This is a genomic window from Bradyrhizobium cedriense, from assembly GCF_054602315.1.
Genome location: NZ_JBTSWB010000001.1, coordinates 842,617 through 866,191, shown reverse-complemented (window position 1 = coordinate 866,191; position 23,575 = coordinate 842,617). Strand labels below are relative to the sequence as shown.

Sequence of the window (23,575 nt, the reverse complement as noted above, 5' to 3'; positions counted from 1 at the left end):
GCAACTGGTCTGCTGAATGCTCTCCATTCGCAGCACGAGCTTAGCAAGAAACCTGCCAGACTGCTGCCGTCGTCGCGCTGGCACGGCGCGTCATTCGAACCAGGGCCATTCTGCCGGACCTTCGTGCGTAACGGCGCCGCCCGGCGCCTGCCCGACCAATCGCGCATATTTAGCGAGTGCGCCGGCACGATGCCGCGGCGGGCGAGGCTTCCAATCGCGCCGGCGCGCCGCGAGTTCCTGCTCGTCGACCAGCATATCCATCCGCCGGTTTGCGGCATCGATCCGGATCCTGTCGCCGTCGCGGACCAGCGCCAATGGACCGCCAACGAACGCCTCGGGAGATACGTAGCCGATACACATGCCGCGGGTCGCCCCCGAGAACCGCCCGTCGGTGATCAGAGCCACTTTTTCGCCCATGCCTTGCCCGTAGATCAGCGCGGTGACGCCGAGCATTTCGCGCATGCCGGGTCCGCCGACCGGCCCTTCGTTGCGGATCACAAGGACCTCGCCCGCCTTGTAGCTGCGGTCACGAACCGCTTTGACGCAGGCCTCCTCATCCTCGAAGACGCGCGCGACGCCCTCGAAGAACTGGCTCTTCAAACCGGCAACCTTGATCACCGCACCGTCCGGACAGAGGTTGCCCTTCAGAACTGCAACGCCCCCATCGAGCATGATCGGCGCACGAGACGCGTAAACGACCTCGCCATCGGGCGCATTGGCCGCACCATACTCTTCGGCAAGCGTTCGGCCCGTGATGGTGATGCAGCTGCCATCGATATGCCCGCTCTGGATCAACTCGCGGATCACCACCGCCGCGCCGCCGATGTCGTAAACATCCTTTGCCGTGTACTTGCCCCCGGGGCGCAGATTTCCGATCAGCGGCGTCTTGGCAAAGACCTCGCCGACATCATCGATTGTAAATGCAATGCCGGCCTCGTTGGCAATCGCCGGCAGATGCAGCGCGGCGTTCGTCGAGCCGCCGGTGGCGGCAACGATCGCGGCCCCGTTCTCCAGGGATTTCCGCGTCACGATGTCGCGCGGCAGCGGACCGCCGCGTTCCAACATCTCCATGATCAGGCGTCCGGCCCGGCGCGATATCTGCGCGCGCTCGGCATAGACGCCAGGCACCATCGAAACGTTGGGAATGGTCAGCCCCATCGCCTCCGACACCATTCCCATGGTGTTCGCGGTGAACTGGCCGGCGCATGCGCCGATGGTCGGCAGGCAGGCTCGCTCGATCCGTTCGAGCGCGGCGCCGTCGATCTCGCCGGTCATGAAGCTGCCGACAGCCTCATAGGAGTCGAGCACCGTCAGAGTGCGTCCATCCACACGTCCCGGCAGTGAGCTGCCGCCATAGATGAAGATTGAGGGCACGTTGCACCGAACCATGCCCATCATCACGCCGGGAAGTGTCTTGTCGCATCCGCCGTACCCGATAAGCGCGTCGTAAGCGAGACCATGGACGACGGCCTCGATCGAGTCGGCGATCAGTTCGCGCGAAAACAGGGAGAACTTCATCCCCTCGTGGTTCATGCTGATGCCGTCGGAGACCGACACGGTCGAGAATTCGCGCGGTGTACCGCCGGCTTCCTCGATGCCCGTCTTTGCCGCGGCGACCTGGAAATCGTGCGTCATGTTGCAGGGCGTCTGCTCGCCCTTCATGCTGACGACGCCGACCATCGGTCTTGCAATCGCCGCGTCGTCGAGACCCATCGCGCGCATGAATGCACGATGCGGGGCTCGGTCGAGACCGTCGGTGGTAACGCGTGACCGCAACTTTTTCATGCGTGCATCTTCTTCATGCAGCGTCCCGGATGATCCGGGACGCCACGATCCCTGCTTCGGATAACTCGCCTGACCACCTATTGCAGCGGAGCGACGATGGTCGGATGCTTGAATTGTGCGACATCCAGCTTCGGCAGCATTCCTGTCTCCGCATAGATGTCCAGCATCTTCTGGATCGCGGGGAAGTTCGGTGCCGCACCCGGATCTCGGCCAAAATCGTTGTCCTTCAGGAGATAGGTCTCGAGCACCGGAACGGGCGCCTTCAGAACTTCATTGACGACCTTCAGGGTCTCTTCGCGGTTTGCCAGCGCTTTCTTCATGCCCGACGTGATGTCACGGACATAGGCCTTGACCAACTCCGGATTCTTGTCGACGAAATCGGCACGGCAGGCTTCCAGGATGTGCACGATGTTGGGCATGGCCTGAGACAGCGAGAACAGCTTCCTGGTGCCGCCCTTCGCCTCCGCGCGCGCGGCAAATGGCTGGTTCATGTTGACGGCATCGACGCGGCCTTGCCGCAGCGCGTCCTCGGAGACGGCGAAGCCGACCTCGACCAGTTTGATGTCCTTGGCCGGATCGACGCCATTCTGCTTCAAGAGCAGGTTGAACGGCCCTTGCGTGCCGCCGCCGATCACCGAAATCCCGACCGTCTTGCCCTTCAGATCCGCGATCGTCTTGATGGGCGAGTCATTCATGACGGCCCAATAGACCGAGAAACCACCAGGCTTCTCGAAAACGTGCTGCGCGACGATATAGGCCTTGAGATTGCCGCCGACCACGCCATTGGAGAGCGACAATGGCGCCTGCGTCGCGCAGTCCAGCGCGCCGGCCGCCAATGCCTGCGTCATCGGCGCGGTGCCCTGGAATTGGGTCCATTCGATGTTGTAGGTCTTGCCGATACCGGGAAACTCGGCCGGCCTGCGCATCATCCAGTACTTGGATTCCTCGGCTGGGATCGTCCAGCCGACGCGGATCGTCTGCTGCCCCCATGACGGGCTTGCCCCCGCGCTGGCGGCCGCTGCCGCCCCCAACGCCAGGATCCACTTCGAAACGGTTCGCATCGTGCCACTCCGCTGCTCCGGCGCCGACCGGCGCCCCCAACCCGACCGCCGCAAATGTTTCATGGTTCAAACAATCAGGCAAGCCATGCGAGTCAGGCGGTTTTGCCGTCGGAGGCACAATGTATGGTAAAGCGGCGCCGCATTGCGACAGAAGGAGGCAACCTATGGCTGATGAGAGCAAAGCAAACCCGCAAGGCACCGAGAGAGTCGGTTATCTCGGCCTTGGACTTATGGGAGCGCCGATGACCCGGCGCTTGCTCGAGGCCGGCTATCAGGTCGCTGTCTGGAACCGCTCAGAGGCCAAGACGGCTCCGCTCGTCGAGGCGGGCGCCAAGCGTGCGGCCACGCCTCGCGATCTCCTGATGAACTCGGATATCGTCTTCATGTGCGTGACGGATGCGGCGGCGGTCGAAGAGGTGATCTTCGGGCCTGAAGGTCTGGCGGCGGCGCCTGGCGCAGGTAAGCTTGTCGTCGACTTCTCGTCGATACATCCCGACGCGGCGCGCGATCTCGCAACGCGACTGAAGGACGCGAATGGCGCCGGCTGGATCGATGCGCCGGTATCCGGGGGCACGAAGGGCGCCGAGGAAGGCACGCTCGCCATCATGGCGGGCGGAGAAGCCAGTGATATCGAGAGGGTGCGGCCCTATGTGCTGGCCATGGCGCGCAGGTTCACTCACATGGGTCCGGTCGGCGCCGGCCAGACCACAAAGCTATGCAACCAGGTGATCGTCGGATGCGCGATGGCCGTCCTCGCGGAAGCAACGCGTCTTGCCGTGAACGCCGGAATTGATGCCAACCGATTGCCGGAAGCGCTCGCCGGCGGCTTCGCGGACTCCATCCCGCTCCAGCTGTTCGTCCCAAGGATGGTGCAGGGCATTCACACCCCGCCGCTCGGCCACATCGCTACGATGCTCAAGGATCTCGATACCGTCGCCGATGTCGCACAAGCGACGTCGACGCCGGTACCGATGGCCTCGCTTGCGGGGCAACTTTTCAGGCTGGCGAAGGCCGCGCGAGGAGCGGATGCGGACGCGCTGGAGCTCTACAAGCTATCATCGCAGAGCGCGCCGTCTAGCGTGACCAGAACTTAAGGTACCTTCTTGCGTTCATCGTCGGTCACGAAGCGCCCGAACGTCCCCCGTGCGAAGAGCAGCGGCTCCTTCGCATTGTAGGTGTAAGCCTCGACCGCGCCGAGAAAGATCACGTGGTCGCCACCATAGTAGCGATTCACGGAACGGCATTGAAAGTTGGCGACGCTCTCGGCGAGTACCGGCGCGTCGCCGAGGCCCGGCGCCCAGTCCACGCCGGTGAACTTATCGTCCGACGATTTTGCGAATTTGTTCGCAAGCGCCTGCTGCGAAGCACCAAGCACGTTGACGGTGAAATGGCTGGCGTTCTGGAAGATGGCAAGGCTCGAGGAATAGACGACGAGGCTCCATAGAACCAGCGGAGGGTTCAGGGAGACCGAGGCGAACGAATTGCACGTCAGTCCGTACGGCTTGCCGTCAGGCGCCGCCGCCGTGATGATCGTCACGCCTGTCGCATAGGTTCCAAGCGCGTTGCGAAAATCGCGTGGATCGATCAGCGAGCTGTCGCTCGCGAACTCGTTGGCGGGATCGGGAGCGCGGGGCTGCTTCGGCAGATCATTCATCGGCCGACCTCACAGCGTCAGATTCTCGGACGGCAGGCCGAGCGCCACTCGTCCATAGTTGGTCCCTGCCGCATCGAAGTTGAACGCGAGATGCGAATTGATCGCGTGCGCATCGCGGAACTGTCGCTGCAACACGCCACTCGTGAACAGACCGCGCGCGCCGCTCGCGGCAAACAGCATCGAGACCGCATCCGTGCACAAGTTCACTGAGAAAGACCCGTCGCGCCGGTATCGGGTCTTGGTCGCCATTTCAGGAACATGACCGCACCGAGCGTTCTCCATGGCATCGAAACACGCGGACCGCATGATCAGGCGCGCGGCGTCGATCTTCGCCGAGGCCTCGGCGATCTTGATCTGGGTGCTTTGAAAGTCGCTCAGCTTTGCGCGGTTGTAGGTTGAAATGCGATGACGTGCGACGTCCGTATAATCGTCGAGACACGCTTGCGCGTTCCCCAGCGCAACGCCGGAGAGAACGTATGGGAATAGCGAGAACACGGGCAGCGCATACAGCGGATTCGGATTGACCGCGCTTCCCGGAGTCGGGCCTCCGGCGAGGTCGCCGACCGCGACCGTCATGTGGTCAGCCACGAAGGCTTCCCTGACTTCCACGTCGCAAGACCCCGTCCCGCGCAATCCTGCGACATTCCAGGTGTCCAGCACCCTGTAATCGTCCTTCGGCAGCAGAAAGATTCGATACTCGATGCCGTCCGCCTCGTCGTCGGAGTAAACCACGCTTGCCAGCATGTTCCATTCGCAGGAGGCGACGCCGGAGGAAAACGGCCAGCTGCCATGCAGCTGGTATCCGCCCTCGACCCGCGTGGCCCGTCCGGCCGGAAAAATGAAGGAGGATGCGATCAGCGCGTCCGGATCACGGCCCCAAACCAAGTCCTGCGCCTTCTGCTCGAACATACCGAGCATCCAGTGATGACTCGCGAGATTGGCGAGATTCCAGGCTACGGAAGCATCCGCCTGCCCGAGCAGTTCGGCGCAATCGACGAGGGCGACATAGTCAAGCTCGGCGCCGCCAATCCGCTTCGGCTGGAGCATCCGGAACAGGCCGGCGTCGTGGAGATCCCTTTCGGTCTCCGGCGGAAGATGCCGCAGCTCCTCCGTCCGCGCGGCCCGCTCGCGTAGTCGCGGCAGGAGCGCCCGGGCCTTCGCAATCATTGCCGCATAGACTTCTCCGCCGGCTTGCAGTCCGGTGGGCTGAGTCATGCGCGGCTCTTGACCGAGCGCCATTCGTGTCCCTCGCTTTCACACATTTATGCGGCGGGACCTTCGCTAAATCAAGCCGAGGCAGTGGTTAAGCCGACGTCGGAGACTTGGCCGGGCCAAAGGCGCCCTTCTCGGCAAATTCGGCGATACGACGTTCATCGTAACCAAGTGTATCATACAGGACTTGCTTTGTATGCTGGCCCAACAGAGGTGCCGCAACGGGATCGATCGCACCGGTCAGGCTCATTGCAATCGGCGGCTCGATATTGGGCACCCATTCCGCCGTCGGGTGTGGAATCCGGTTCAAACGGTGGCGCTCGCGCGCCTCGGGCGCATTGAACCCCTCCTCGACCGTCCGGAGATAGCCGACCGGAATATTAGCGAGCTTCATTTTCGTCATCCAGTTTTCGAGAGTGTCGCTCGCAAAGACCTCGGCAATGGCTGCCCGCAAGAGCTCCTTGTTCTCCGAACGCGCCTTGCGCGTGGCAAACTGCGGATCAGTGATGAGATCCGGTCGGTTCAGGACCTCCACCACGAGCCGCCGGTAGAGCCGGTCGTTGGCGCAGGCCATGTAGAGCGGCCCGTCGGAGGCCTCATAGACGCCGACGGTGGGAGACCCGCTCGGCGAATTGCCGAACCGGCCGGGATTTTCGCCGTTGATGAGATAGGCCATGCCGTAGAAGCCGGTCATCCCCATCGCAACGTCGAACAGGGCGACTTCGACATGCTGGCCGCGACCGAGCCGGTCCCGGGCCAGCAGCGCCATCAGGATGGCATTACAGGCGGACATCCCCGTCGCCATGTCGACGATGGGCGGACCGGTACGAACCGCTGGGCCGTCGGCAAATCCGTTGAGCGACATGAAGCCGCTTTCCGCCTGGGTAATGGGATCGAAGCCGGGCCGCGAAGCAAACGGCCCGGAGCGTCCATAGGCCGAGATCGAGCAATAGACCAGCCGAGGGTTGAGCGGCGCGACCGACTCATAGTCGAGCCCGAACTTCTTCATCACCCCGCTCGAGAAATTCTCCACGACCACATCTGCCTTGCGGATCAGATCCAGCGCGATCTCTCGAGCTTCCGGAACGGCAAGGTCGAGCGCAATGCCGCGCTTGTTGCGGTTCAGGCTGAGATAGGCGGCGCTTTCGCCGCCAACCTCCGCGTGCTCATAGACACGCGTGTCGTCGCCACCGTCGGGATTCTCGATCTTGATGACGTGCGCACCAAAATCAGCGAGCGTCTGGGTGCAGGCAGGTCCTGCTACCACGCGCGTGAAATCGACGACCAGCAGACCATCGAGCGCAGCCGGCCGCCCCGCGCCTCGCGGCAAACGTTCCGGCAGTTGAGGCTTGGTTGGCATCGATAGCGCTCCCTTACATCGGCTTATTGCCGCCGAATTACCCGCAAGAGCGAACTTAAAGCCCGGCGACGCCGACTTCGCAAGTGCCTCACCCGCATCGCTTCAATACGCAAAAAGGACCCGGCAGCCGTCAAGCTGCTGGGTCCTCGAGCAGTCCGCATACGAGGTCGCGCCACATCTCGTAGTGATCGCCTAGGCCATGGAAAGCGCGTTCCGCGCGGCGGAAACGCCAATCAGCGAAGCCACTTTCGCCAATAAAGCGTATGCGCCCAGGCCCAGGGCGCCTCGGGTTCGAAGAGCCGATAGCCCGCCTTGATGAAGTTGTTCGCAGATACTGGGTTGTCCGTCGTATCGGAGACGATGCTGTCCCATCCGATACGTCGTCCCCTCGCCTCCACCACACGCATCAATCTGCGCTGAAGGCCGTTCCAGCTTGCCCAGAGCTCGGAATCCTTGACGCGGATCGTCGGCCGCAACAGCGCGAGGCTGCGCGCGCTCAGGCTCTGGGCCTCGTCGATCCAGGCGATACGAAATCCCTCCAGCGACTTGATCGAGTCGGCGGTGTGATCCTGAAGGCCGCGGAAGATGATGAGCCCGTCGCCGGGTGTCTCGATCTTGTCGCTGAACATCTTGAAGCCGTGGCCGAGACCGAGGCTTGTGATCTTGCCTTCGATCAGCCGCTTGGACGATTGCGCCAGCGTCCGCTGCGCCTCGCGGATGCAGACCGCGAGCGTGCCGCGCTCGGCCTGGCAGGTCTCGACCAGCAGCTCGCCGAAGAAATGCGATTTACCCGAGCCGCGTCCCCCGTACACCCCCTTGTAGCGAGCAGGTTTCAGCAGCGGCTCGAAGATCTTGGCGGTCGGAATCGTCAGAATGGACAATGGATACGCTCGCCTAGGGCAGGCCGGTGCGCCTTCGCCACATCGCGGACCAGTCTTCGTTGTTTGGGGTGTCGGGTTGTCCTTGCCCAGTTTGGCTGAGGTCAGGAGAGGTCGCATCTTCAGAGAATGGCGGCCAAAGCGCGAAGAGCCCTCCAAACCGTTTCTGCACGGCCGGTGGGAGCGTGGACGCGGGCCCGACGTTGGGAACTTCCGGCGGCTTTGAGTCGAACGCGGACCGGGTCGGGCTTCCTACAGGCATCCTGGTCAGGATCCGTACATCTTCAGGAGACGTCGCGGGCACCGCGCGGGCACTCTGCAGATATTGCCGATACTCTGGGATATAAGCTGGCGATGCCGGATTTGGATCGAATGGCCCCAAGGCATCTGCGAACGCGCCTGGATCCATGAGACGTCCTTCAGGATCCTTGATCTGATAGTGAACATGGGAGTCTCCCGGCTTCCCATCCCTGCGAAAGACGCCTGTATTCCCCATGGTCCCGATGAGCTGCCCTGCGGCCACGGGATCGCCGATCTTCACATGTCTGGCGTTGGTGTGGAGAATCTGATGTAGGAGGCCGTTCTTGTCTCTGATCGCGATCGTTCCCCACTTATCCTCACCGGCGTTCTCGACCACACCGTCGACGGGCGACCGCACTGCCGGGTTGCTCTTGTTAAGACGAGCTTCTCGTCCACCAACATAGTTGAAGTCGATACCTCGATGCGGGTTGGATGAGCCGGGTGGCCTGTTGGACGTCTCTCCGTATCCACTCCTGACATGGGGCGGCACGCGCCCAATGGGTTGCAGGATCCTCCGCATCATATCTTCCCAGGACATCTCCAACTCCATTCGAAGGAGGCAAGCCAGCGCACTCGCCTGCACCTGCGATGGTGTGGCTTCGACCGACTTGCTCAACCATTGATAATTGTCTACCTACATTGCGCGCAGGGCACGCAGAGCGCGACCATTCGATCTGCTCGACACGGAGGTTCGTGTGAATTTACCAGTCTCCGGAATTCCAAATCATGCGATGCTGGCGCTGATGCTGATCACTTTCGCCCCCGATGCGATCGCACAGGGGAGCCCCGCACCGGCATTCGACAAATGGCGTCCGAAGGCGGGTGCTTACGCCGCACCCGGCAAGACTTTCGAGTCGTCCTGTGATGAAGGCAACGATATCCAGATCGGCGAGAAGTCGGTCAGCGGTTACGAATGGGGCTGCGACGTCAAGAGAATCATCGATCTTGGCCCGGGCTCGCTGAAATTCGAAATGATCTGCGATGATTACAATCTGGCGCAGAACCTCAACCCTCGCGATCCCAACTGGGAGAACAGGAAATTCAACGAAGTCATGTTCGTCAAGAAGATCGACGATGTGACAATCTCCGTTCAGAAGAGCCTGAACGGAAAGCTCAAGGACGCTCCCTGGCGCGGGACCTACTGCCCTCTGAAGACCCAGCGCGCGCTTGCCGAAGCCACGCTAAAAGCCAAGGTGGAAGCGAAGCAGAAGGCCGACCTGGAGCAAGCTCTAAAAGACGCTCACCCGCGGGACGGCGTCTACGCGGCGGCCGGTCCCGGCTTTGAGGAGCGCTGTGCGAAGTTCAACGACACAGTCGTTACGTTCTCCGGAAAGTCGATCACGACAGCCTCGAACATCTGCAAGATCGAAAGGACGCGGGTTCAGCTTCCCGATACGGTCAGGATCGGCGCCGATTGCGCAGTGCAGCCGGCTTCTGACCCGAACGCTGTCAGCATTCAGAATGTGGACACCACTCCGGACCGCGAGAACCTGATGTTCAAGAAGATCGACGACAAGACCGTCATCCTCTGGATCATCAACAACGGACATTTCACCGGCGACGGCCGAAAGCTGTCCTATTGCAGCGAACAGGTGCAGCGCGCCTATGCCAGGCAGCGGCGCGCCGGCAAGCCTGGCAAGAACTAGGAATCATCGGAACGAATAAACCCGCAGCCAATCACTCGGCGCGGGCTCAACCAACTAAAACTCGATGATGCCATTCTGCCAGTGTTTTGCCCGACGCGTCAAGCGATCAATCGAAATTTCCGAATCGAAATGTTTCGCCGACTCAGGCCTTGCGCTCGGCATCGGTATCGCCGGCATCGTCCGGATGCACGATGACGCGCTCGACCCGATGAACCAATTCGAGCGGCTGGTCTTCGCCGTTCTCGACCGGCTGCGCGGCCTTGCCCCAGCCGCGATCGAGGATGGCGTTGGCCGCCGAGACGCGCGCCGCCGGCGTCGCATCCTCGCTGCGCATGATGCCGACGAGCACCCTGATCGCCGTTCTGCTGTGGCTGCGCGCCAGCGAGCGAATCTCGGTCAGGGTGCGCGCCCTCGGCGTCCTCACGCGCGCAGGCAAGCGGGCTGGTGCAAGCTCGGGCTCGCATTCGACGATGTCCTTGCTCACGAGACCGTCTCCCACAGCACGATTGCGACGAGCCCTGCGAGCGCGAGCGATATCAGGTAAGCGGTCATCGTCCCTCCCTAACAAAATGCGCGGCAGATCGCGGCGATTGGGCGCGATCGTTTCGGGCGCGAACCCTATCTCCGTGTCTTCCGGAGACCGCAGCGGCGCGGGCAGCGGGCCCTGCGCCGCGGACCGGCACGTTCGCGCGTGCACGGCCAGCAATGGTTCGGACGGCGGCGCGCCGATCGGCGCTCCAGGTTTGACGAGTGCGTGGCCGCAATGCGCCGCCGCCGTCCGATTCTGGAATCGAGAACGAAAAAACCCGCGGCGGATTTCTCCGCGCGGGCCAAATCAAACTCGTCTCGATGATGTCATCATGCCGGTGTTTTGCCCGACGAGTCAAACGAACGATTTGGCTCCGCGAAAGTTAGCCGACCAGGAGGAGCGACGATGATGGACGAGACTGCCTCACCCGCGAGATCGCGAGCTCCGCCAAGACCGCAGCCGCGCGGCGACAAGGAACACGACGCGCGGGACGCGATCGTTGAAAGTGCCGGCGAGAGCGAAGACGACGGCCGAGATCTCGTGCGTGGCGATGGCGGCAGCATCGACATTCCCATCAAGCCCGGCGATCTGGCGAAGGACGATTAGAGCATCAGTTCGCAACGATCCCGATGATTGCCGTCATTTCCGGTGTCCTGCCCGACATGCACGATATCGGCTCGTGCGACCGATCCAGGCACGGAACCCCGGCAGGACGCGCGCGTTTCCTCCAATGGAAGGGACCTTCGTGCGATGAACCATACCGTGCTGGTCGTTGACGATGATCCCGCTGTCCTCGACGTGCTTGTGGACATGCTGGAAGATCTCGGCTGCGAGGTGGTCCGCGCGCAGAGCGGCGCCGATGCACTCGACCGGCTCGAACGGAACCCGGACATCTCCATCCTCATCACCGACATCAACATGCCCGGCATGGACGGCCATGAACTCGCCGAGCGGGCGAGACGCCTGCGGCCGGAGCTGAACGTGCTGCAATTGTCAGGACGCGAACCCCGCCGCGGCGGGCTGCCGATGATCCGGAAGCCGTTCTCGTTCGAGGAACTCGCCAGCACCATGCGGCGGACGGTCGGCCTCTGCTGAGCATTGCGCCGCAAAACAAAACCCGCGGCGGATGCTCCCGCGCGGGCTGAACCAGACTTTTCGATGATGCCATTCTGCCGGTGTTTTGCCCGACGTGTCAATGCGGCGAACGTCGGCGAACCTGCGCCTTCCTCCCAGCTCGATATGTGGTGCGCAAGGGGCTTGCTTCAAGTCCCCGTCCCTGCCGTAGAAGCCGTGACCCAGCCAGCATTCGAGGGGTCACGACATGCCTGTATTGCTCCAGCCATCCCGTCCACGCCGGCGGCCTCGTCGCGCCGCCGCGGTGAGAGATCATGCCGTGGCGATCGCCGGCGGCGGTCCGACGGGCCTGATGCTGGCCGCCGAGCTCGCGCTCGCGAATGTCGACGTCGCCGTGGTCGAGCGGCGCGCCGACCAGGAGCTGGTCGAGACGCGAGCCGGCGGATTGCACGCACGCAGCATCGAGATCCTCGATCAGCGCGGCATCGCCGATCGCTTCCTGCGCGAAGGACAAATCGCCCAGCTCGCGGGCTTTGCATGGACGCGGCTCGACATCAGCGATCTCCCCACCCGCCATCCTTACGGGCTCGCGCTGCGGCAGGGCCGCATCGAGCGCATCCTGGCGGACTGGGTTGAAGCGCTCGCGGTGCCGGTCTATCGGAACCTCGAGGTGACGGGCTTCGCGCAGGACGAGACCGGCGTCGACGTCACGCTCTCCGGCGGTGCCACATTGCGCGCGGAATATCTCGTCGGCTGCGACGGCGGCCGCAGCCTGGTGCGCAAGACGGCCGGCATCGATTTCGCCGGCTTCGATCCGACGCTCAGCAATCTCATGGCGGAGGTCGAGATGCGCGAGGAGCCCGCATGGGGCCTGCGTCACGACGCGCTCGGCTTTCACGGCCTCAGCAAGGCGGAGAGCGGGCGCGTGCTGGTCGTCGTGACCGAAGCAACGCTCGCGCGCAGCGGCGCGCCCACCTTGCGCGATCTCGGCGACGCCCTCATCGCGGTCTACGGCACCGATTTCGGCGTGCACAACCCCGTCTGGATCTCCCGCTTCACCGATGCGGCACGGCAGGCCAACTCCTATCGGAGGGGACGCGTGCTGCTCGCCGGCGATGCCGCGCATATTCATCATTCCGTCGGCGGCCAGGGCCTCAATTTGGGTGTGCAGGACGCGGTCAATCTCGGCTGGAAGCTGGCGCAGGTGGTGAACCGCGTCTCGCCCGACAGCCTGCTCGACACCTATCATGCCGAGCGCCATCCCGTCGCCGCGCGCGTGCTGCGCAACACCATGGCGCAGATCGCCCTGCTCCGCCGCGGCGACGACGGCCGCAAGGCCGCGCGCGACGTCGTGTCCGAGCTTCTCGCCATGGACGCGCCGCGCCGGCGCCTTGGCGCGATGATGAGCGGGCTCGACATCGCTTACGATCTCGGCGAAGGCCATGCCCTGCTCGGCCGCCGCATGCCGGATCTCGATCTGACGGTCGAAGGCCGGCCGCAGCGATTGTTCACGCTGCTGCACGGCGCGCGCGGCGTGCTGCTCGATTTCGCAAAGCGCCCCTTCGCCATCGCGCCCTGGGCGGATCGCGTCAGTTGCATCACCGCCGCTTACGACGGCCCATGGCCGCTTCCGGCCATTGGAGAGGTCACCGCGCCCGGCGCGGTGCTGGTGCGGCCCGACGGCCATGTGGCTTGGGTGGGAGACGAGAGCGGCCGCGGACTTCAGGAGGCGCTGATGCGGTGGTTTGGGCCGGCTGCGGCTTAGCGAGGGAACGTGACGACGGCGTAAACAAGGAAGCCCGCGGCGTCCCGCGAGCTTGATCTGAACTTTTGGATACGATTCTGCTTGTGTCTTGCTCGACGTGTCGAACGAACCGTCTCGATGGCCTGTGCGGAGGCATCATCAGCCTTTATTCTTGGCGAATGAATGGCCGTATCCAGCGCGAGAACCACTCTTCGGCGTCGTTGTGCGGGTTGCCCGGACCATCCACTCCGAAGATCGGCGGTGGAATGAGATAGCTCGGCTCATCCGCGAATGCGCCGATCGGTCTGCTCGTCTGCGCTGGCCAGCCATCAGTGATCGGCACTCTCCAGTTTCCAGATCGATCGTCGAATTCCGTGGAGGGCAGATGCGGAACCGCTGCACTCCCGGACGTGAATACACTGCCCGCGTTCGACGCATTGATGCGGGCTAGCCGTCGAGCGTCTTCGGGAGGGACTGATCGCGCAACGGGCATGGGCGCGGCTTCCGGCAAATCTGCAGGCATGGTGCCGGCTGGCGTGCTGGCCCAGTTGCCGAAGCGATCCGCGAAAGTGCCAGCGGGGGGCTTCGGACCAAGCGACGAGGCATCGCCCAGCTGAGGTCCGAACGCCGATGAGCCCGAAGAGTGGCTTCCGTCGGCCATCGTGCCAACGTTGAGTCCATCGCTGTTCCTGTTGTGCGCAGTCGCCCCTGTCGAAAACACTCCTCCGCCGGCTGTGGCGGGGCCCAGCGTCGCACCAGGACGGCTTTCCTGCGCGTTGACAGCGCGCGTAAGCGCCAAGGTGCCGCCTATGGCAAGCAACCAAGCGGGAACGAAGGGAGCTGCTAAACCGACCGCCGCCGCTCCTGCCATCCAAGGAAGAGGAGAACTATTCCCCAGGGATGTGCCGCCTGCCAACGGATTCTCGTAGAATGGAAGTGGCATTCCGGAGTGCGGATCGGATTGGAGGACGAACGGGTCCGCCGGGGAAGCCGTCGTCGGAGGCAACCGATCGAACTGTCGCTCGTTTTGACCGGCTGCTGGAAACGCCGGCAGCCCGTTCGTAAGGCCCGGATCAATTCGCGTCAGCCTTTCCTGCTCGTTCAGGCCAGCGAGAGACGGTGAACTGTAGCCCGGCAGCGACGGAAAGTCGCTCGGGTTGACTGGCGCGATGCCGGGTGTGTGAAGAATGCCCGAGGAAGGGTCGGGCGCTTCGAACTGGGACCAATTCGTTCCGCCCCGGTCGCGATTGCCAGCGGTCAGGTTGACGTCAGGATTGCGAGCAATTGCCTCATCGATCAGTTTCTCCCGCTCTGGATGGTCCAGGTAGAGCAGCCATTTTATCAGGTGGTCTTGACCGGCGTCCGCTCCCCTTCGCTCGACATTTCTGATGGTTTTCAATCGGTTCGGGTATTGATCGCGGTACGCCTTCGGGTCGGTCAAGACTTTCTTGATCCCTTGGACGACCTCCTCCTTTGTTTTGTTGGTAGGCACATTTGTGTAGAGATCGCTGTTGAGGAAGCCGACGCGCATAGCATCAATAAGAGTCTTGATCCCCACTAGCCGCTCGTCTCGACTTTCGACCTTTGCGATCTCATCAAGCCTTTCACCAACGAGCTTTTTGTACAGTTCTACATGCCCGCCGGGGTGGGGCGACACATTCAGTTTTGCAGCCAACCCCCGATCTGCTGGCAAATAGATTCGGTTTGCGGGCGAGTCGATATCGAAACTCTTTTTGTCTATGCCGCGAAACGCGTCGTGATCTTCAAAGTGCTTTAGAATGATGTGATGGTCGACAAAAATCGACATGCACCCTCGCAAAGGGATCTCATTGAGTATGGGAGCTGGCAAAGTGAATGGATAAAGCGCGCACGCGCGGTCGCGGCGGGAAGGCCCCGCGCGTTCGTCAACAAGGTTGCAGAAGTTTCTGAAATGCTATGAGGTGCAGGCGAGCGCTCGATCGGACCGCACGCAGTCGACGCCCATGGAGCACTGCATTACTCACCGGCCGGCAAGCGGAGACCTTTTTAAGTCTATCTCATGTCGGGAAGAGTACTGGCATGGCCCGCCGCCATGCGCTCCCGAGCGCCAGCCTTGTCCGCTGGCAGAAATTGCCAAGCCTTAACCGGTCATTGTTGAAGCGAGGGCGGGCTACTCGCATGTTCCCAGAAAGCACAGTCGCTCACCAGCGAACGGACTTCATTTCTCGGGAAGGTGATAGTCGGAATGGGCTTTTTGAGACGTCGTCAATCTTAATTCTCTTCAGCCCCGCTGACTTACAGGCGTCCTTGAACTCTTGATCGCATATAACGGTCAAGCATTTGTAGGCCATACGGAAGATGTGCGCGTTGCCGATCGCGGCTTCTCTGAAGACCAGCTTGTAGTCGGAAATGAGCTCGTAATATTTCTGGCCGTGGTCGATATAGCGAACATCGTCACGGACTCCGATGCGCACGCTAGACTTAGCTTCGTCCAGTGCGTCGAGGACGCGAACAACATCGCAGAGCCAATAGTTTGGCCCACGATAGCTACCTTGCCGTACTCGCACGTCGCACGGCACAAAAACAAAGGCTTCCGGGTCAATCCTCTCGAAGACAGCCTTGGCTCGATCCGAAATGAGCCACCAGCGGAAGCAGAGCTCCAGGTCGTAAGGAGGACTGCCATCCGATTTATTAAAGATGCAAGGCACGGGCGGCGTCGAAGCCGGCAGTCGAGATACTCGGTAGGGCGGAAGGACGCTCTCGTCCGCAACCGAAAAGCCGGACCCGCCTCCGTTATTGGGACTTATTTTGTAGAAGCGGCGCTTTCGTGCTCTGGGTTGCCTCGCAACAGAAATTGCTTTCCCGTCACTCATGACTAGAATCTCGTTGAACCTCGTGCCTCTGATGACACCAGAGGCCACGATCGACCGCGCAACAATAAAGCCCGCAGGATCCCGCGAGCTTGATCGGACTCTTTCGATGATGCCATTCTGCCGGTGTTTTGCCCGACATGTCAAACGATCGATCTCGAGCAATCAATCTGACGGCAAATACCGATCGGAAGTCGCCCGTCGACATCAGTGCGTGAATTCATCAACGCAGTAAAGCACCGGCAGCCCGCCAAACGCATCGGAGTTCTTGTAACGAACCTGGATACGCTCGCTTGCACTTGCTCCGATCGTGTCGCCGTCCTTCACAACGCTGCCATGCTCGATCAGATACACGGAAAGGCCAGCCACGTTGTCGAGCAATGCCGAAAGCGCCAGCTTACCGCTCACGAACTCGATCTCGCGGTCAACAAAAGCGGACAGTCCCATCGTGACCACGCCGATCTTGGCACCTGACCGGAACGGAAGAATGTCAACCCATAGCCTGAAGGGATAGTCGGGATATGGCGCGAACGACCGGATCGACGTCTCGCGCCATAGGTCGGCCGGCCGCGCGACCTGGCCAGCCCACACCACGCCGCAACATTCCGGCACCGTCGCAATCAACGCACCGATGACTGCGGTCGTGATGCGGGCGGCGACCAACGGCTGCGCGGCCTTTCCGAGCAGCGACACGATCATGTGGCCTCGATGCCGGGCTGCCACTGCCTTGCTTTCCGGCCACGTCATGGCAGCTCGCGCCCACAGTCCAGCATCTTCAGGTATCGGAGCTGGCATCGACATGACCGCAACAAGTTCGTTGCCGCAGCGAATGAGGGGCGAGTCTGCCTGATGCGGTTGCACATCTTCGCCTGGCTCCGTTGCCAAGTCCGGATGTCGCGAGCGAAGCATTCTGCCGACGGCGGACATATCAGGCGTCACCGGCTTGTCCAACAAGACCAAGGCGAGAAGCGCGCTACTCATGGACTGCCCCGCGAAAGCTCGAGCGAGATACAATCTCGCCCAACGGTTGAAGTTTCTTGTCATTTAGAACAAACAGGGAACAATGTCAAATGGAGTTTCGGACTGCTAGTCGCCGAGAGCAGCGGGATGAAGGCGCCGGCGATCAGCAGCGCGGCGATGGCGAATTCGGTCACGCCCAGCACATAGGATTCGCCCCGCAGGCCGAACACCGAGAGCCAGGAGATGAGCGGGCTGTTGGTGATGAACTGCGCGATGCTCTGCGCCGAGTTGAAACGTGAATGTCTGCATGCCGAACGAGACGAAGATGATCACCATGACCCAGCGCAGGATGGCAAGAGGGTGACAGGATCCGGCGCCTTGTTCGGCAGTACTGAATTCGGCTTTGGACGTGGCTTCCCCTGTGCTCCCCGCTCGCGCGCGGGTTGCCGGTGACACGGGGCAGGCCTCCGGCCCGTTACGTTCGCTAGCGTACGAAGGTTTCGCGAATAGGTGGGGACGAAAAACGTCCTGCGCTCAAGATGAGTAAGTACCTCAAGCGGCGCAAAAGCAGCGACGTCTCTCGGAAAAGTCTTCGAGCGGCAGTATCAAAAGATACTGACTCCGCTTCGTCGTCGCCCTATCATCAACCTATCATCGCAAGGCATTTGGCAAAGGCCGGTGACGAGTAGGTCGAAATTGCGCTCCCGGCCAACCACAACATGGGAGATGCGCCATGAAGACGCGTCGTCGTTTCAAGCAGACCAGGACACTCAACGAGCGCCTCGCCGAAGAGGCCGCCCGCCTGCGCGAGGAAGCGCGCAGGCTTGCGCCGGGGCACCGGCGCGAGATGCTGCTGCGCCAGGCGCGGCAGGACGAGGCCGCCGTGCAGATCGACGCCTGGCTGCGCTCGCCCGGCCTGAGGGCGCCGACATGATGCAGCAGTATCGCGCTTACCTCGTCGGCGAGGACGGTGTCTTCCGCTCCGCCGAAGCGTTCGAAGCCCCGTCCGATTCCTCCGCCCTGACCTTCGCGCAGCAGTTCACGCGCCACGGCAAGGTCGAGGTCTGGCAGCTCGGCCGCAAGATCGCCGTGCTGGAGCCCGAGCAGACGCTGACGGCCGCGAGGCCCGCGCAAGCCCGTCCGACATTGACCCGTCAATGATCGCGTGAGCGCGATCGCGGCCTCTCTCACTCCTCCGCCAGCTTGCGCTCGATATAGGCGTCCACCGTCTCGGCGAACGAGCGCTGCACACCCACCGCGACATCGTGCTGGTCGAGCGCGTCGCGCTGGAGCACGCGCAGTCCGCGCCCCCGGGCGCTGACGGGCGCCGTGTTCAGAAACTGGTCGATGGCGCCCTTGGCGGTCGGGATGGCCTTGGGATCGCCCCTCGCGATCAGGAGCCGCAACAGGCTCTGGCATTCGGCCAAACCGGGCATGGGCTCTCTCACCTTTGCTGCGATTTCGGCTTCGGCCGCCTGACCGGCTGGGTATGGGTGCCGAACAGCGCCAGCAGGAACGCGACTTCTTCCTTCGAACCGATCTGGATCATGATTGTCTCTCCTGTTCGCTCCGTTGGTCGGCGACGGCAAGCGCGGAGTTCAGGACGATGTGGTTTCAAGACTGTTTCAACCGTGTTTCGTGAGCGGCTCGCGCCCCGTTTTCCGCCTGCCTGTGTGCACAATTGCACGCTGCTCGCTGATCCTTCGCGCCCGCCGGTGCGGGCTATTTCTCTCTTCCTTCACTCCGGTGCCGTAGGCTCGCGACCGAAAGGGCGGGGGATTGCGACGAACCGTAACCGGCCTTCGGCAATTGCGCTTACAAAAGCAAAGCCCGCGGCGGATCGCTCCGCGCGGGCTGTTGCCGAGCGCCTGGCTCGACGAGGCCGTTGCCTCGGTGCATGTGGCCGATCAGGTAGATCCCACCACCGATGACGACTTCTTCTCCCTAGTTCGATGTGCAGACCTTGACGGTCTTCATGCCGGCCTCGGCTTCAGACCTGGTCTTGTAAACGCTGTCACCACTCACGACCGTCGTTTCCGTGGTCGTCGGCTTGGATTCGGTGATGGTGCATTTCTTCGTCTTGACGTCCTGCACCACGTAGAACGTTTGCGCGAACGCGGGAGCTGCGACCGACGTCAGGACGACGGCGGCAATCATCGCTTTGATATTCATCGGGTCCTCCTCCAGCAGCCCGGTCATCCAGGCTTGTCTTCTACAAACCCGACAAATTGCCACTTGTTCCCGATCGCACCCGAACCAACTTCCGCGGACTGCGTTGGTGCGCAAACAGGAGGCTTCGATGCTGGATCTGCGACTCGTGACGACGTCTGCGGCGATGCTGGTTGGCTTGATGGCGGTCGCGCTGGCCGAACCCGTCAAGGATCAGGCTGCACCTGCCGGTCAGAGCTCTGCTGAGGCTCGCCCCATCCGCGTCGTCCTTCCCGCCCCATGGGAGCCTGCGACGCGGAGCCACGGCGAAACAACGCAAGCCTCGAAGTGACGAGACGCCGCTGCATTTGTGACCGGCGACGTTGTCGCGTTACCAAGAGCCGCAGGGAACGATTGCACATCGTGGCAACCAATTCGATTCTCGCTTGTTGTCGCCGGCACAATCACTTGCAGGAGACAACAAATGAAACGTTCAACTCTTCTGGCCGCAACCTTGCTGCTGCTTGCCTCGGTGCCCGCGAGCGCCCAGTCGCAGCCGGCGCAAAGCGGACCAGGAAACAACGCCGTCAACAGCTCGGACCAGAACAACTCGAACAAGCCGGTCGCGGGCCGCAACAGCTTCACCGAAGGACAGGCGAAGTCGCGGATCGAGGACGCCGGCTATTCCAACGTCTCGGGCCTTCAGAAGGACAACGAGGGCGTCTGGCGCGGCAAGGCCGACAAGGCCGGCGCCAAGACCGACGTCAGCGTCGACTTCCAGGGCAACGTGAACCCGGCCAAGTAAGGAGAACATGACATGACGACCACCATCTCTCGCCTGTACGACAATTATGCCGACGCCGAACGCGCCGTGACCCGACTCGAAGCCGCAGGCGTGCCGCACTCCGACATCAGCATCGTCGCCAACAATTCCGACAATTGGTACGGCTCCTCCGGCGACAAGGTCGACCGTGACCGCGACGGCACCGACGACCGCGCCGAAGGCGCGGGCACGGGTGCCGGCATCGGCGCGGGCGTCGGCGGCGCCGCAGGCCTTCTCGCCGGCCTCGGCCTTTTGGCGATCCCCGGCCTTGGGCCGGTCGTCGCCGCGGGTTGGCTCGCCGCGACGGCTGTCGGCGCGGCCGCCGGCGCAGCCACCGGCGGCATCGTCGGCGCGCTGACACAGGCGGGCGTCGCCAAGGAAGACGCATCGCGCTATGCGGAGGGCGTTCGCCGTGGTGGCACGCTCGTTACCGCACGCGTCGCGGACACGGATCGCGCACGACTCGATGCGCTGCTCCAGGAGCGGTCCGTCAACCTTCAGGAGCGCAGCGCGGTCTGGCAGAAGTCCGGCTGGAACGACTTCGACGCGGCCAGCCCGCCGCTGTCGCCGGAGGACATCGGCCGCGAGCGCGAGCTCTACGGCGCGGGCACGCGGCGATAATTAAGGCCTCGCCAGGCCGACAAGACGAAGGCCCCGCGCTGCGGGGCCTTTTTGCATTGAGTACCTGTCCAAAATTACGCCCGCAGCTTCTCGATCTCGAAGGTGAACTTGACCTGCATGAGCGGCCCCATGTCATCGCGGACTTCGATCGCCATCTTGTGCTGGCCGAAGGGCGGCGGAAAGCCATGCACCGCATCCCGCGCCATGTCGGCCAGCGACTTCGCGGCTTCGGCCTGCACGGCGCGGAGACTGGAAAGCTCCAGGCCTTCCTGATCGACGGCGAGAACATCGCCCTCCATCAGGTCGAAATAGTATCGCGGCATGCGCAGCATCCTTTGTTTGGGATGCAAAGAGCACGGCGGCATCCATTCCTGAGACGAGTGTAGCAGATCACAGGTGCGTGCCGAGGGCACTTCAGGCCGATTACTGACCGTAATTTTCCGGTAAGCCTCGGATCGGCGCCCCGCCTTGCGATCGATCGTCGCCCGTCAGAGTTGTCCGGCGGGCAACCGTGGTTTGCCAGTGTCTCGAACAGCTCGCGCATGGCTTATGGCGTACTCACCGCCAGATTTCTTCGCGGCACGTATCGCATCGGTAGATCAGGACGGACCTGTCGCGCTTCACGTCCAGCACCGACGTAATGAAGCGCAAGGGCGTCTTGCAGTTTGGACAAGATGGCCCCGGCTGCGGACGGCCTGGCAGAAGATGCTCTGCTTCCCTGGGATCGCTCACGACTCAATCTCGCGCAACTTCCAGGTTCCTATGTGCCAAAGTGAACAAACGTTCCAATAACATATGATAAATTAATGAAGCGCCGCTGCGATCATTCGATTCAAATGCGACCGGCCGGATTCGGCGGAACGCAAACTCTTCGCATCATGCTGGCACACGCGCCCTCGCGGGAGGCGGGCGCGAGCTTCGGAGAGATCGCGATGTATTACGTCGCTGCTGCATTGCTGGTGTTGTCGGGACTGTTCTACTCAGCCAGCCATCATGAGCTCGGACAATTCGGCGCGGACGTTTGCAGATATGGCCGCACCTTCTGCGACAATCCGGTGGTCGTCTTCACAGGTGCCGCGCTGGCCGCGGCCTGGGGCATGTTCGTCAGCGTCAAATAGACCGGCGGCCTCGCCATACGAAGGCACGGGCGCTGGCCGCTTCTCGCGATGATCTGCTTATACCCGTGTTTTGCCCGACGGATCAAGGATTTTTCGATAATCCGAACTTAGCTTCAGATTTTAAGAACACGCGCGCACGGGATCGGCGTCTCGCTCAGGCGACGGCCCGTACCCCCTCAACGCGCGCGGCGAGCGAGGCCGATATCCGGCAGCGAACGCCGGCCGGATCGAACTCCAGCCGGAACCGCCCGGCGAGGTCGCGGCTAGCGTGCTCGATCAGGCGGCTGCCGAACCCACGACGGCTCGGCGGAGCAACGAGCGGGCCGCCGCTTTCGCGCCAGCTCAGATGGACCTCGTCATCCCGCGCGGTCCAGCAAATCTCCACCCGGCCTTCGGGACGGGACAGCGCTCCGTACTTCGCCGCGTTGGTGGCAAGCTCGTGCAGAGCCAGCGAGAGCGCCAGCGCCTGGGTCGGCAGGACGACCAGCGCAGGGCCATCGAGCACGATCTGGCTCGCCGGGAAAGGCGCAAGCGCGCCCGCGACCAGGTCGGCGAGATCGGCGCCCGCCCAGGCCCGCGCTGTCAAGAGATCATGCGCTCCGGCCAGAGCAAGCAAACGCGCGTTCACTGTTTTGCGCGCCGCTTCCACGTCGGCCGGGGCCCGAAGCGTCTGGTTGACGATCGATTGCACTGTGGCCAGCGTGTTCTTGACCCGATGATTGAGCTCGTTGGTGAGCAGCCGTTGCAGCTCTTCCGCCTGCTTCAGCTCGGAGAGATCCCGGCTCGCGCCGGCGATCGCAACCGGCTTGCGCTCGGCGCCCTCGCCTTCGAACTCCACGAGGCCCCAGGCGCTCAGCCAGCGCCAGCTTCCATCGAGCTGCTTGACCCGGTACTCGACGTCGTAGCGGCCGTCACCTTTGGGATCGAGCGCCCCGGCCACGCGCGCCCACATCAGCTCCATGTCGTCGGGATGAAACTTGGCCTCTACGCCAGCCTTGTCATGGAGAAAGCGCGCCTCGGTCAGGCCATAGAGCGCTTGAGCGTTGCGATCGTAGATGCAGACGTTGTCGGCCAGGGTGTAGCGCCACGTCCCCATCCGGGAGGCGATCATGGCGAGATCGAACGTGCGCTGCTGCCGCTCGAGCGCAACCCGCATGTCGTGCTCGTGAGTGACATCGAGGAAACAATTGATGCCGCCGACGATCTCGCCATCCTCGTCGCGCAGCGGAGCGACGTTGACGCGCGCCACCCATCGTCGTCCGTCGGGATTGTGGACGATCGCCTCGAAACCTTCAAAACTCCGGCCGGTCAGCACCGCGCGCGCCATCGGCGTCTCTTCGGGCGGAACGAAATCGCCGTCCAGGGTCTCGACCCGGAATGAACCGCAGAACTTCTGCGCGGCGTCGCGCAGCTTCGGCGCGCGGCCCCAGAGCTGGACGGCCCGATGGTTGACCCTGACGATCTGTCCCTCGACGTCGCAGGCGCAGACGCCGATCGGGAGGGAATCGAGGATCGCCTGGTCCAGCGTCAGCAGCGAAGCGAACAGTGTCGGCGTCGGTGCGGGGAGTTGAAAATTCAGGAGAGACATGCGGCAAGGTAACGGGAAACCGTGCGCACGGCAACGCATCCGACTGCTGCTATATTTTGGATCGCGCGCGGAACCCTCGCGCCTCTTCCGCGTTTCGCACGCTCGCCTGCAATGCGGAACGACAGTGGCGCGCGTCACCCTCAGCCTGGGCGATTCCCTCAACGCCGTGAGCGAACGACCGCAGACGTGGCGATGGTCCACTTGTACCCCTGTTTTGCCCGACAG

General features: G+C 62.7%; 26 protein-coding genes and 2 pseudogenes. 11 read left to right on the top strand and 17 right to left on the bottom strand.

The annotated features are described in order from the left end of the window. Positions 1-90: 90 nt before the first annotated feature. Complete coding sequence (ilvD, locus tag ACYCVF_RS04130; protein WP_459597258.1) at positions 91-1,785, bottom strand: dihydroxy-acid dehydratase; 1,695 nt, start codon at positions 1,783-1,785, stop codon at positions 91-93. A 77-nt stretch (positions 1,786-1,862) separates the two neighbouring features. After that, positions 1,863-2,846 carry an ABC transporter substrate-binding protein gene (locus ACYCVF_RS04125; protein WP_459606473.1) on the bottom strand — a complete coding sequence of 328 codons (984 nt, stop codon included), beginning with the start codon at positions 2,844-2,846 and terminating at the stop codon, positions 1,863-1,865. 164 nt (positions 2,847-3,010) lie between these two features. Between ACYCVF_RS04125 and ACYCVF_RS04120 the strand changes: the two genes are divergently transcribed. Continuing rightward, a complete protein-coding gene (locus ACYCVF_RS04120; RefSeq protein WP_459597256.1) occupies positions 3,011-3,940 on the top strand; it encodes an NAD(P)-dependent oxidoreductase in 930 nt (309 codons plus the stop codon). Here ACYCVF_RS04120 and ACYCVF_RS04115 read toward each other — a convergent pair. The 6 genes and pseudogenes from ACYCVF_RS04115 to ACYCVF_RS04090 form a co-directional block, all read right to left on the bottom strand. Beyond that, positions 3,937-4,500 (bottom strand): flavin reductase family protein, encoded by a 564-nt coding sequence (locus ACYCVF_RS04115; protein WP_459597255.1) that lies wholly within the window; start codon positions 4,498-4,500, stop codon positions 3,937-3,939. The two genes, ACYCVF_RS04120 and ACYCVF_RS04115, sit on opposite strands and share 4 nt — an antisense overlap. A gap of 9 nt (positions 4,501-4,509) precedes the next feature. Further along, positions 4,510-5,715 (bottom strand): acyl-CoA dehydrogenase family protein, encoded by a 1,206-nt coding sequence (locus tag ACYCVF_RS04110; protein WP_459597254.1) that lies wholly within the window; start codon positions 5,713-5,715, stop codon positions 4,510-4,512. Between the two features lie 88 nt (positions 5,716-5,803). Next, on the bottom strand, positions 5,804-7,072 hold the full coding sequence (locus ACYCVF_RS04105; protein WP_459597253.1) for a CaiB/BaiF CoA transferase family protein: 1,269 nt from the start codon (positions 7,070-7,072) through the stop codon (positions 5,804-5,806). Between the two features lie 233 nt (positions 7,073-7,305). Then, positions 7,306-7,497, bottom strand: a pseudogene (locus ACYCVF_RS04100) (GNAT family N-acetyltransferase); the annotation flags it as partial. Between the two features lie 57 nt (positions 7,498-7,554). Then, positions 7,555-8,070 (bottom strand): annotated as a pseudogene (locus ACYCVF_RS04095) (phage terminase large subunit); the annotation flags it as partial. Further along, positions 7,967-8,788, bottom strand: a complete 822-nt coding sequence (locus tag ACYCVF_RS04090; protein WP_459597251.1) for a M23 family metallopeptidase — start codon at positions 8,786-8,788, stop codon at positions 7,967-7,969. The gene ACYCVF_RS04090 and the pseudogene ACYCVF_RS04095, both read right to left, overlap by 104 nt. Before the next feature lie 157 nt (positions 8,789-8,945). On the opposite strand from ACYCVF_RS04090, the gene ACYCVF_RS04085 reads away from it, so the two are divergent. After that, a complete protein-coding gene (locus tag ACYCVF_RS04085) occupies positions 8,946-9,896 on the top strand; it encodes a hypothetical protein (RefSeq protein ID WP_459597250.1) in 951 nt (316 codons plus the stop codon). 142 nt (positions 9,897-10,038) lie between these two features. Here the strand turns inward: ACYCVF_RS04085 and ACYCVF_RS04080 are convergent, their stop codons facing one another. Further along, positions 10,039-10,380 (bottom strand): hypothetical protein, encoded by a 342-nt coding sequence (locus tag ACYCVF_RS04080; protein ID WP_459597249.1) that lies wholly within the window; start codon positions 10,378-10,380, stop codon positions 10,039-10,041. Positions 10,381-10,830: 450 nt separating this feature from the next. Here ACYCVF_RS04080 and ACYCVF_RS04075 point away from each other — a divergent pair, with 450 nt between their 5' ends. The 3 genes from ACYCVF_RS04075 (at position 10,831) to ACYCVF_RS04065 (ending at position 13,264) form a co-directional block, all read left to right on the top strand. Then, positions 10,831-11,031, top strand: a complete 201-nt coding sequence (locus ACYCVF_RS04075) for a hypothetical protein (RefSeq protein WP_459597248.1) — start codon at positions 10,831-10,833, stop codon at positions 11,029-11,031. Between the two features lie 144 nt (positions 11,032-11,175). After that, the gene (locus ACYCVF_RS04070; protein WP_459597247.1) at positions 11,176-11,520 is read left to right on the top strand and encodes a response regulator; all 345 of its coding nucleotides are present in this window, start codon (positions 11,176-11,178) and stop codon (positions 11,518-11,520) included. A 226-nt stretch (positions 11,521-11,746) separates the two neighbouring features. Next, a complete protein-coding gene (locus ACYCVF_RS04065; RefSeq protein ID WP_459597246.1) occupies positions 11,747-13,264 on the top strand; it encodes an FAD-dependent monooxygenase in 1,518 nt (505 codons plus the stop codon). A gap of 145 nt (positions 13,265-13,409) precedes the next feature. Here the strand turns inward: ACYCVF_RS04065 and ACYCVF_RS04060 are convergent, their stop codons facing one another. The 4 genes from ACYCVF_RS04060 to ACYCVF_RS04045 form a co-directional block, all read right to left on the bottom strand. Continuing rightward, a complete protein-coding gene (locus ACYCVF_RS04060) occupies positions 13,410-15,050 on the bottom strand; it encodes an AHH domain-containing protein (RefSeq protein ID WP_459597245.1) in 1,641 nt (546 codons plus the stop codon). A gap of 373 nt (positions 15,051-15,423) precedes the next feature. Beyond that, complete coding sequence (locus tag ACYCVF_RS04055; RefSeq protein ID WP_459597244.1) at positions 15,424-16,095, bottom strand: imm11 family protein; 672 nt, start codon at positions 16,093-16,095, stop codon at positions 15,424-15,426. Between the two features lie 204 nt (positions 16,096-16,299). Continuing rightward, a complete protein-coding gene (locus ACYCVF_RS04050) occupies positions 16,300-17,073 on the bottom strand; it encodes a DUF4261 domain-containing protein (protein ID WP_459597243.1) in 774 nt (257 codons plus the stop codon). Positions 17,074-17,132: 59 nt separating this feature from the next. Further along, a complete protein-coding gene (locus ACYCVF_RS04045) occupies positions 17,133-17,255 on the bottom strand; it encodes a hypothetical protein (RefSeq protein WP_459597242.1) in 123 nt (40 codons plus the stop codon). 530 nt (positions 17,256-17,785) lie between these two features. Here ACYCVF_RS04045 and ACYCVF_RS04040 point away from each other — a divergent pair. Next, the gene (locus ACYCVF_RS04040; protein WP_459597241.1) at positions 17,786-17,986 is read left to right on the top strand and encodes a hypothetical protein; all 201 of its coding nucleotides are present in this window, start codon (positions 17,786-17,788) and stop codon (positions 17,984-17,986) included. Then, positions 17,983-18,213 carry a hypothetical protein gene (locus ACYCVF_RS04035; RefSeq protein WP_459597240.1) on the top strand — a complete coding sequence of 77 codons (231 nt, stop codon included), beginning with the start codon at positions 17,983-17,985 and terminating at the stop codon, positions 18,211-18,213. Before ACYCVF_RS04040 ends, ACYCVF_RS04035 begins: the two co-directional genes overlap by 4 nt. Positions 18,214-18,239: 26 nt before the next feature. Here ACYCVF_RS04035 and ACYCVF_RS04030 read toward each other — a convergent pair whose 3' ends face one another. Together ACYCVF_RS04030 and ACYCVF_RS04025 are read right to left on the bottom strand one after the other, a co-directional pair. After that, positions 18,240-18,488, bottom strand: coding sequence for a hypothetical protein (locus ACYCVF_RS04030; RefSeq protein ID WP_459597239.1), 249 nt, complete (start codon positions 18,486-18,488; stop codon positions 18,240-18,242). 508 nt (positions 18,489-18,996) lie between these two features. Further along, positions 18,997-19,224: a hypothetical protein gene (locus ACYCVF_RS04025; protein ID WP_459597238.1), complete on the bottom strand. Its 228-nt coding sequence runs from the start codon at positions 19,222-19,224 to the stop codon at positions 18,997-18,999. A 127-nt stretch (positions 19,225-19,351) separates the two neighbouring features. On the opposite strand from ACYCVF_RS04025, the gene ACYCVF_RS04020 reads away from it, so the two are divergent. The 3 genes from ACYCVF_RS04020 (at position 19,352) to ACYCVF_RS04010 (ending at position 20,644) form a co-directional block, all read left to right on the top strand. After that, on the top strand, positions 19,352-19,552 hold the full coding sequence (locus ACYCVF_RS04020) for a hypothetical protein (protein WP_459597237.1): 201 nt from the start codon (positions 19,352-19,354) through the stop codon (positions 19,550-19,552). 132 nt (positions 19,553-19,684) lie between these two features. Next, a complete protein-coding gene (locus ACYCVF_RS04015) occupies positions 19,685-20,005 on the top strand; it encodes a hypothetical protein (RefSeq protein WP_459597236.1) in 321 nt (106 codons plus the stop codon). Positions 20,006-20,017: 12 nt separating this feature from the next. Next, entirely contained in the window at positions 20,018-20,644 is a 627-nt protein-coding gene (locus ACYCVF_RS04010) for a hypothetical protein (RefSeq protein WP_459597235.1), read from the top strand. Positions 20,645-20,718: 74 nt separating this feature from the next. On the opposite strand, the gene ACYCVF_RS04005 is transcribed toward ACYCVF_RS04010, so the two are convergent. Beyond that, positions 20,719-20,967, bottom strand: coding sequence for a DUF6894 family protein (locus ACYCVF_RS04005; RefSeq protein WP_459597234.1), 249 nt, complete (start codon positions 20,965-20,967; stop codon positions 20,719-20,721). A gap of 609 nt (positions 20,968-21,576) precedes the next feature. On the opposite strand from ACYCVF_RS04005, the gene ACYCVF_RS04000 reads away from it, so the two are divergent. After that, the gene (locus ACYCVF_RS04000; protein WP_459597997.1) at positions 21,577-21,762 is read left to right on the top strand and encodes a hypothetical protein; all 186 of its coding nucleotides are present in this window, start codon (positions 21,577-21,579) and stop codon (positions 21,760-21,762) included. A 154-nt stretch (positions 21,763-21,916) separates the two neighbouring features. On the opposite strand, the gene ACYCVF_RS03995 is transcribed toward ACYCVF_RS04000, so the two are convergent. Further along, entirely contained in the window at positions 21,917-23,350 is a 1,434-nt protein-coding gene (locus ACYCVF_RS03995; RefSeq protein ID WP_459597233.1) for an HWE histidine kinase domain-containing protein, read from the bottom strand. Between the last annotated feature and the right edge of the window lie 225 nt (positions 23,351-23,575).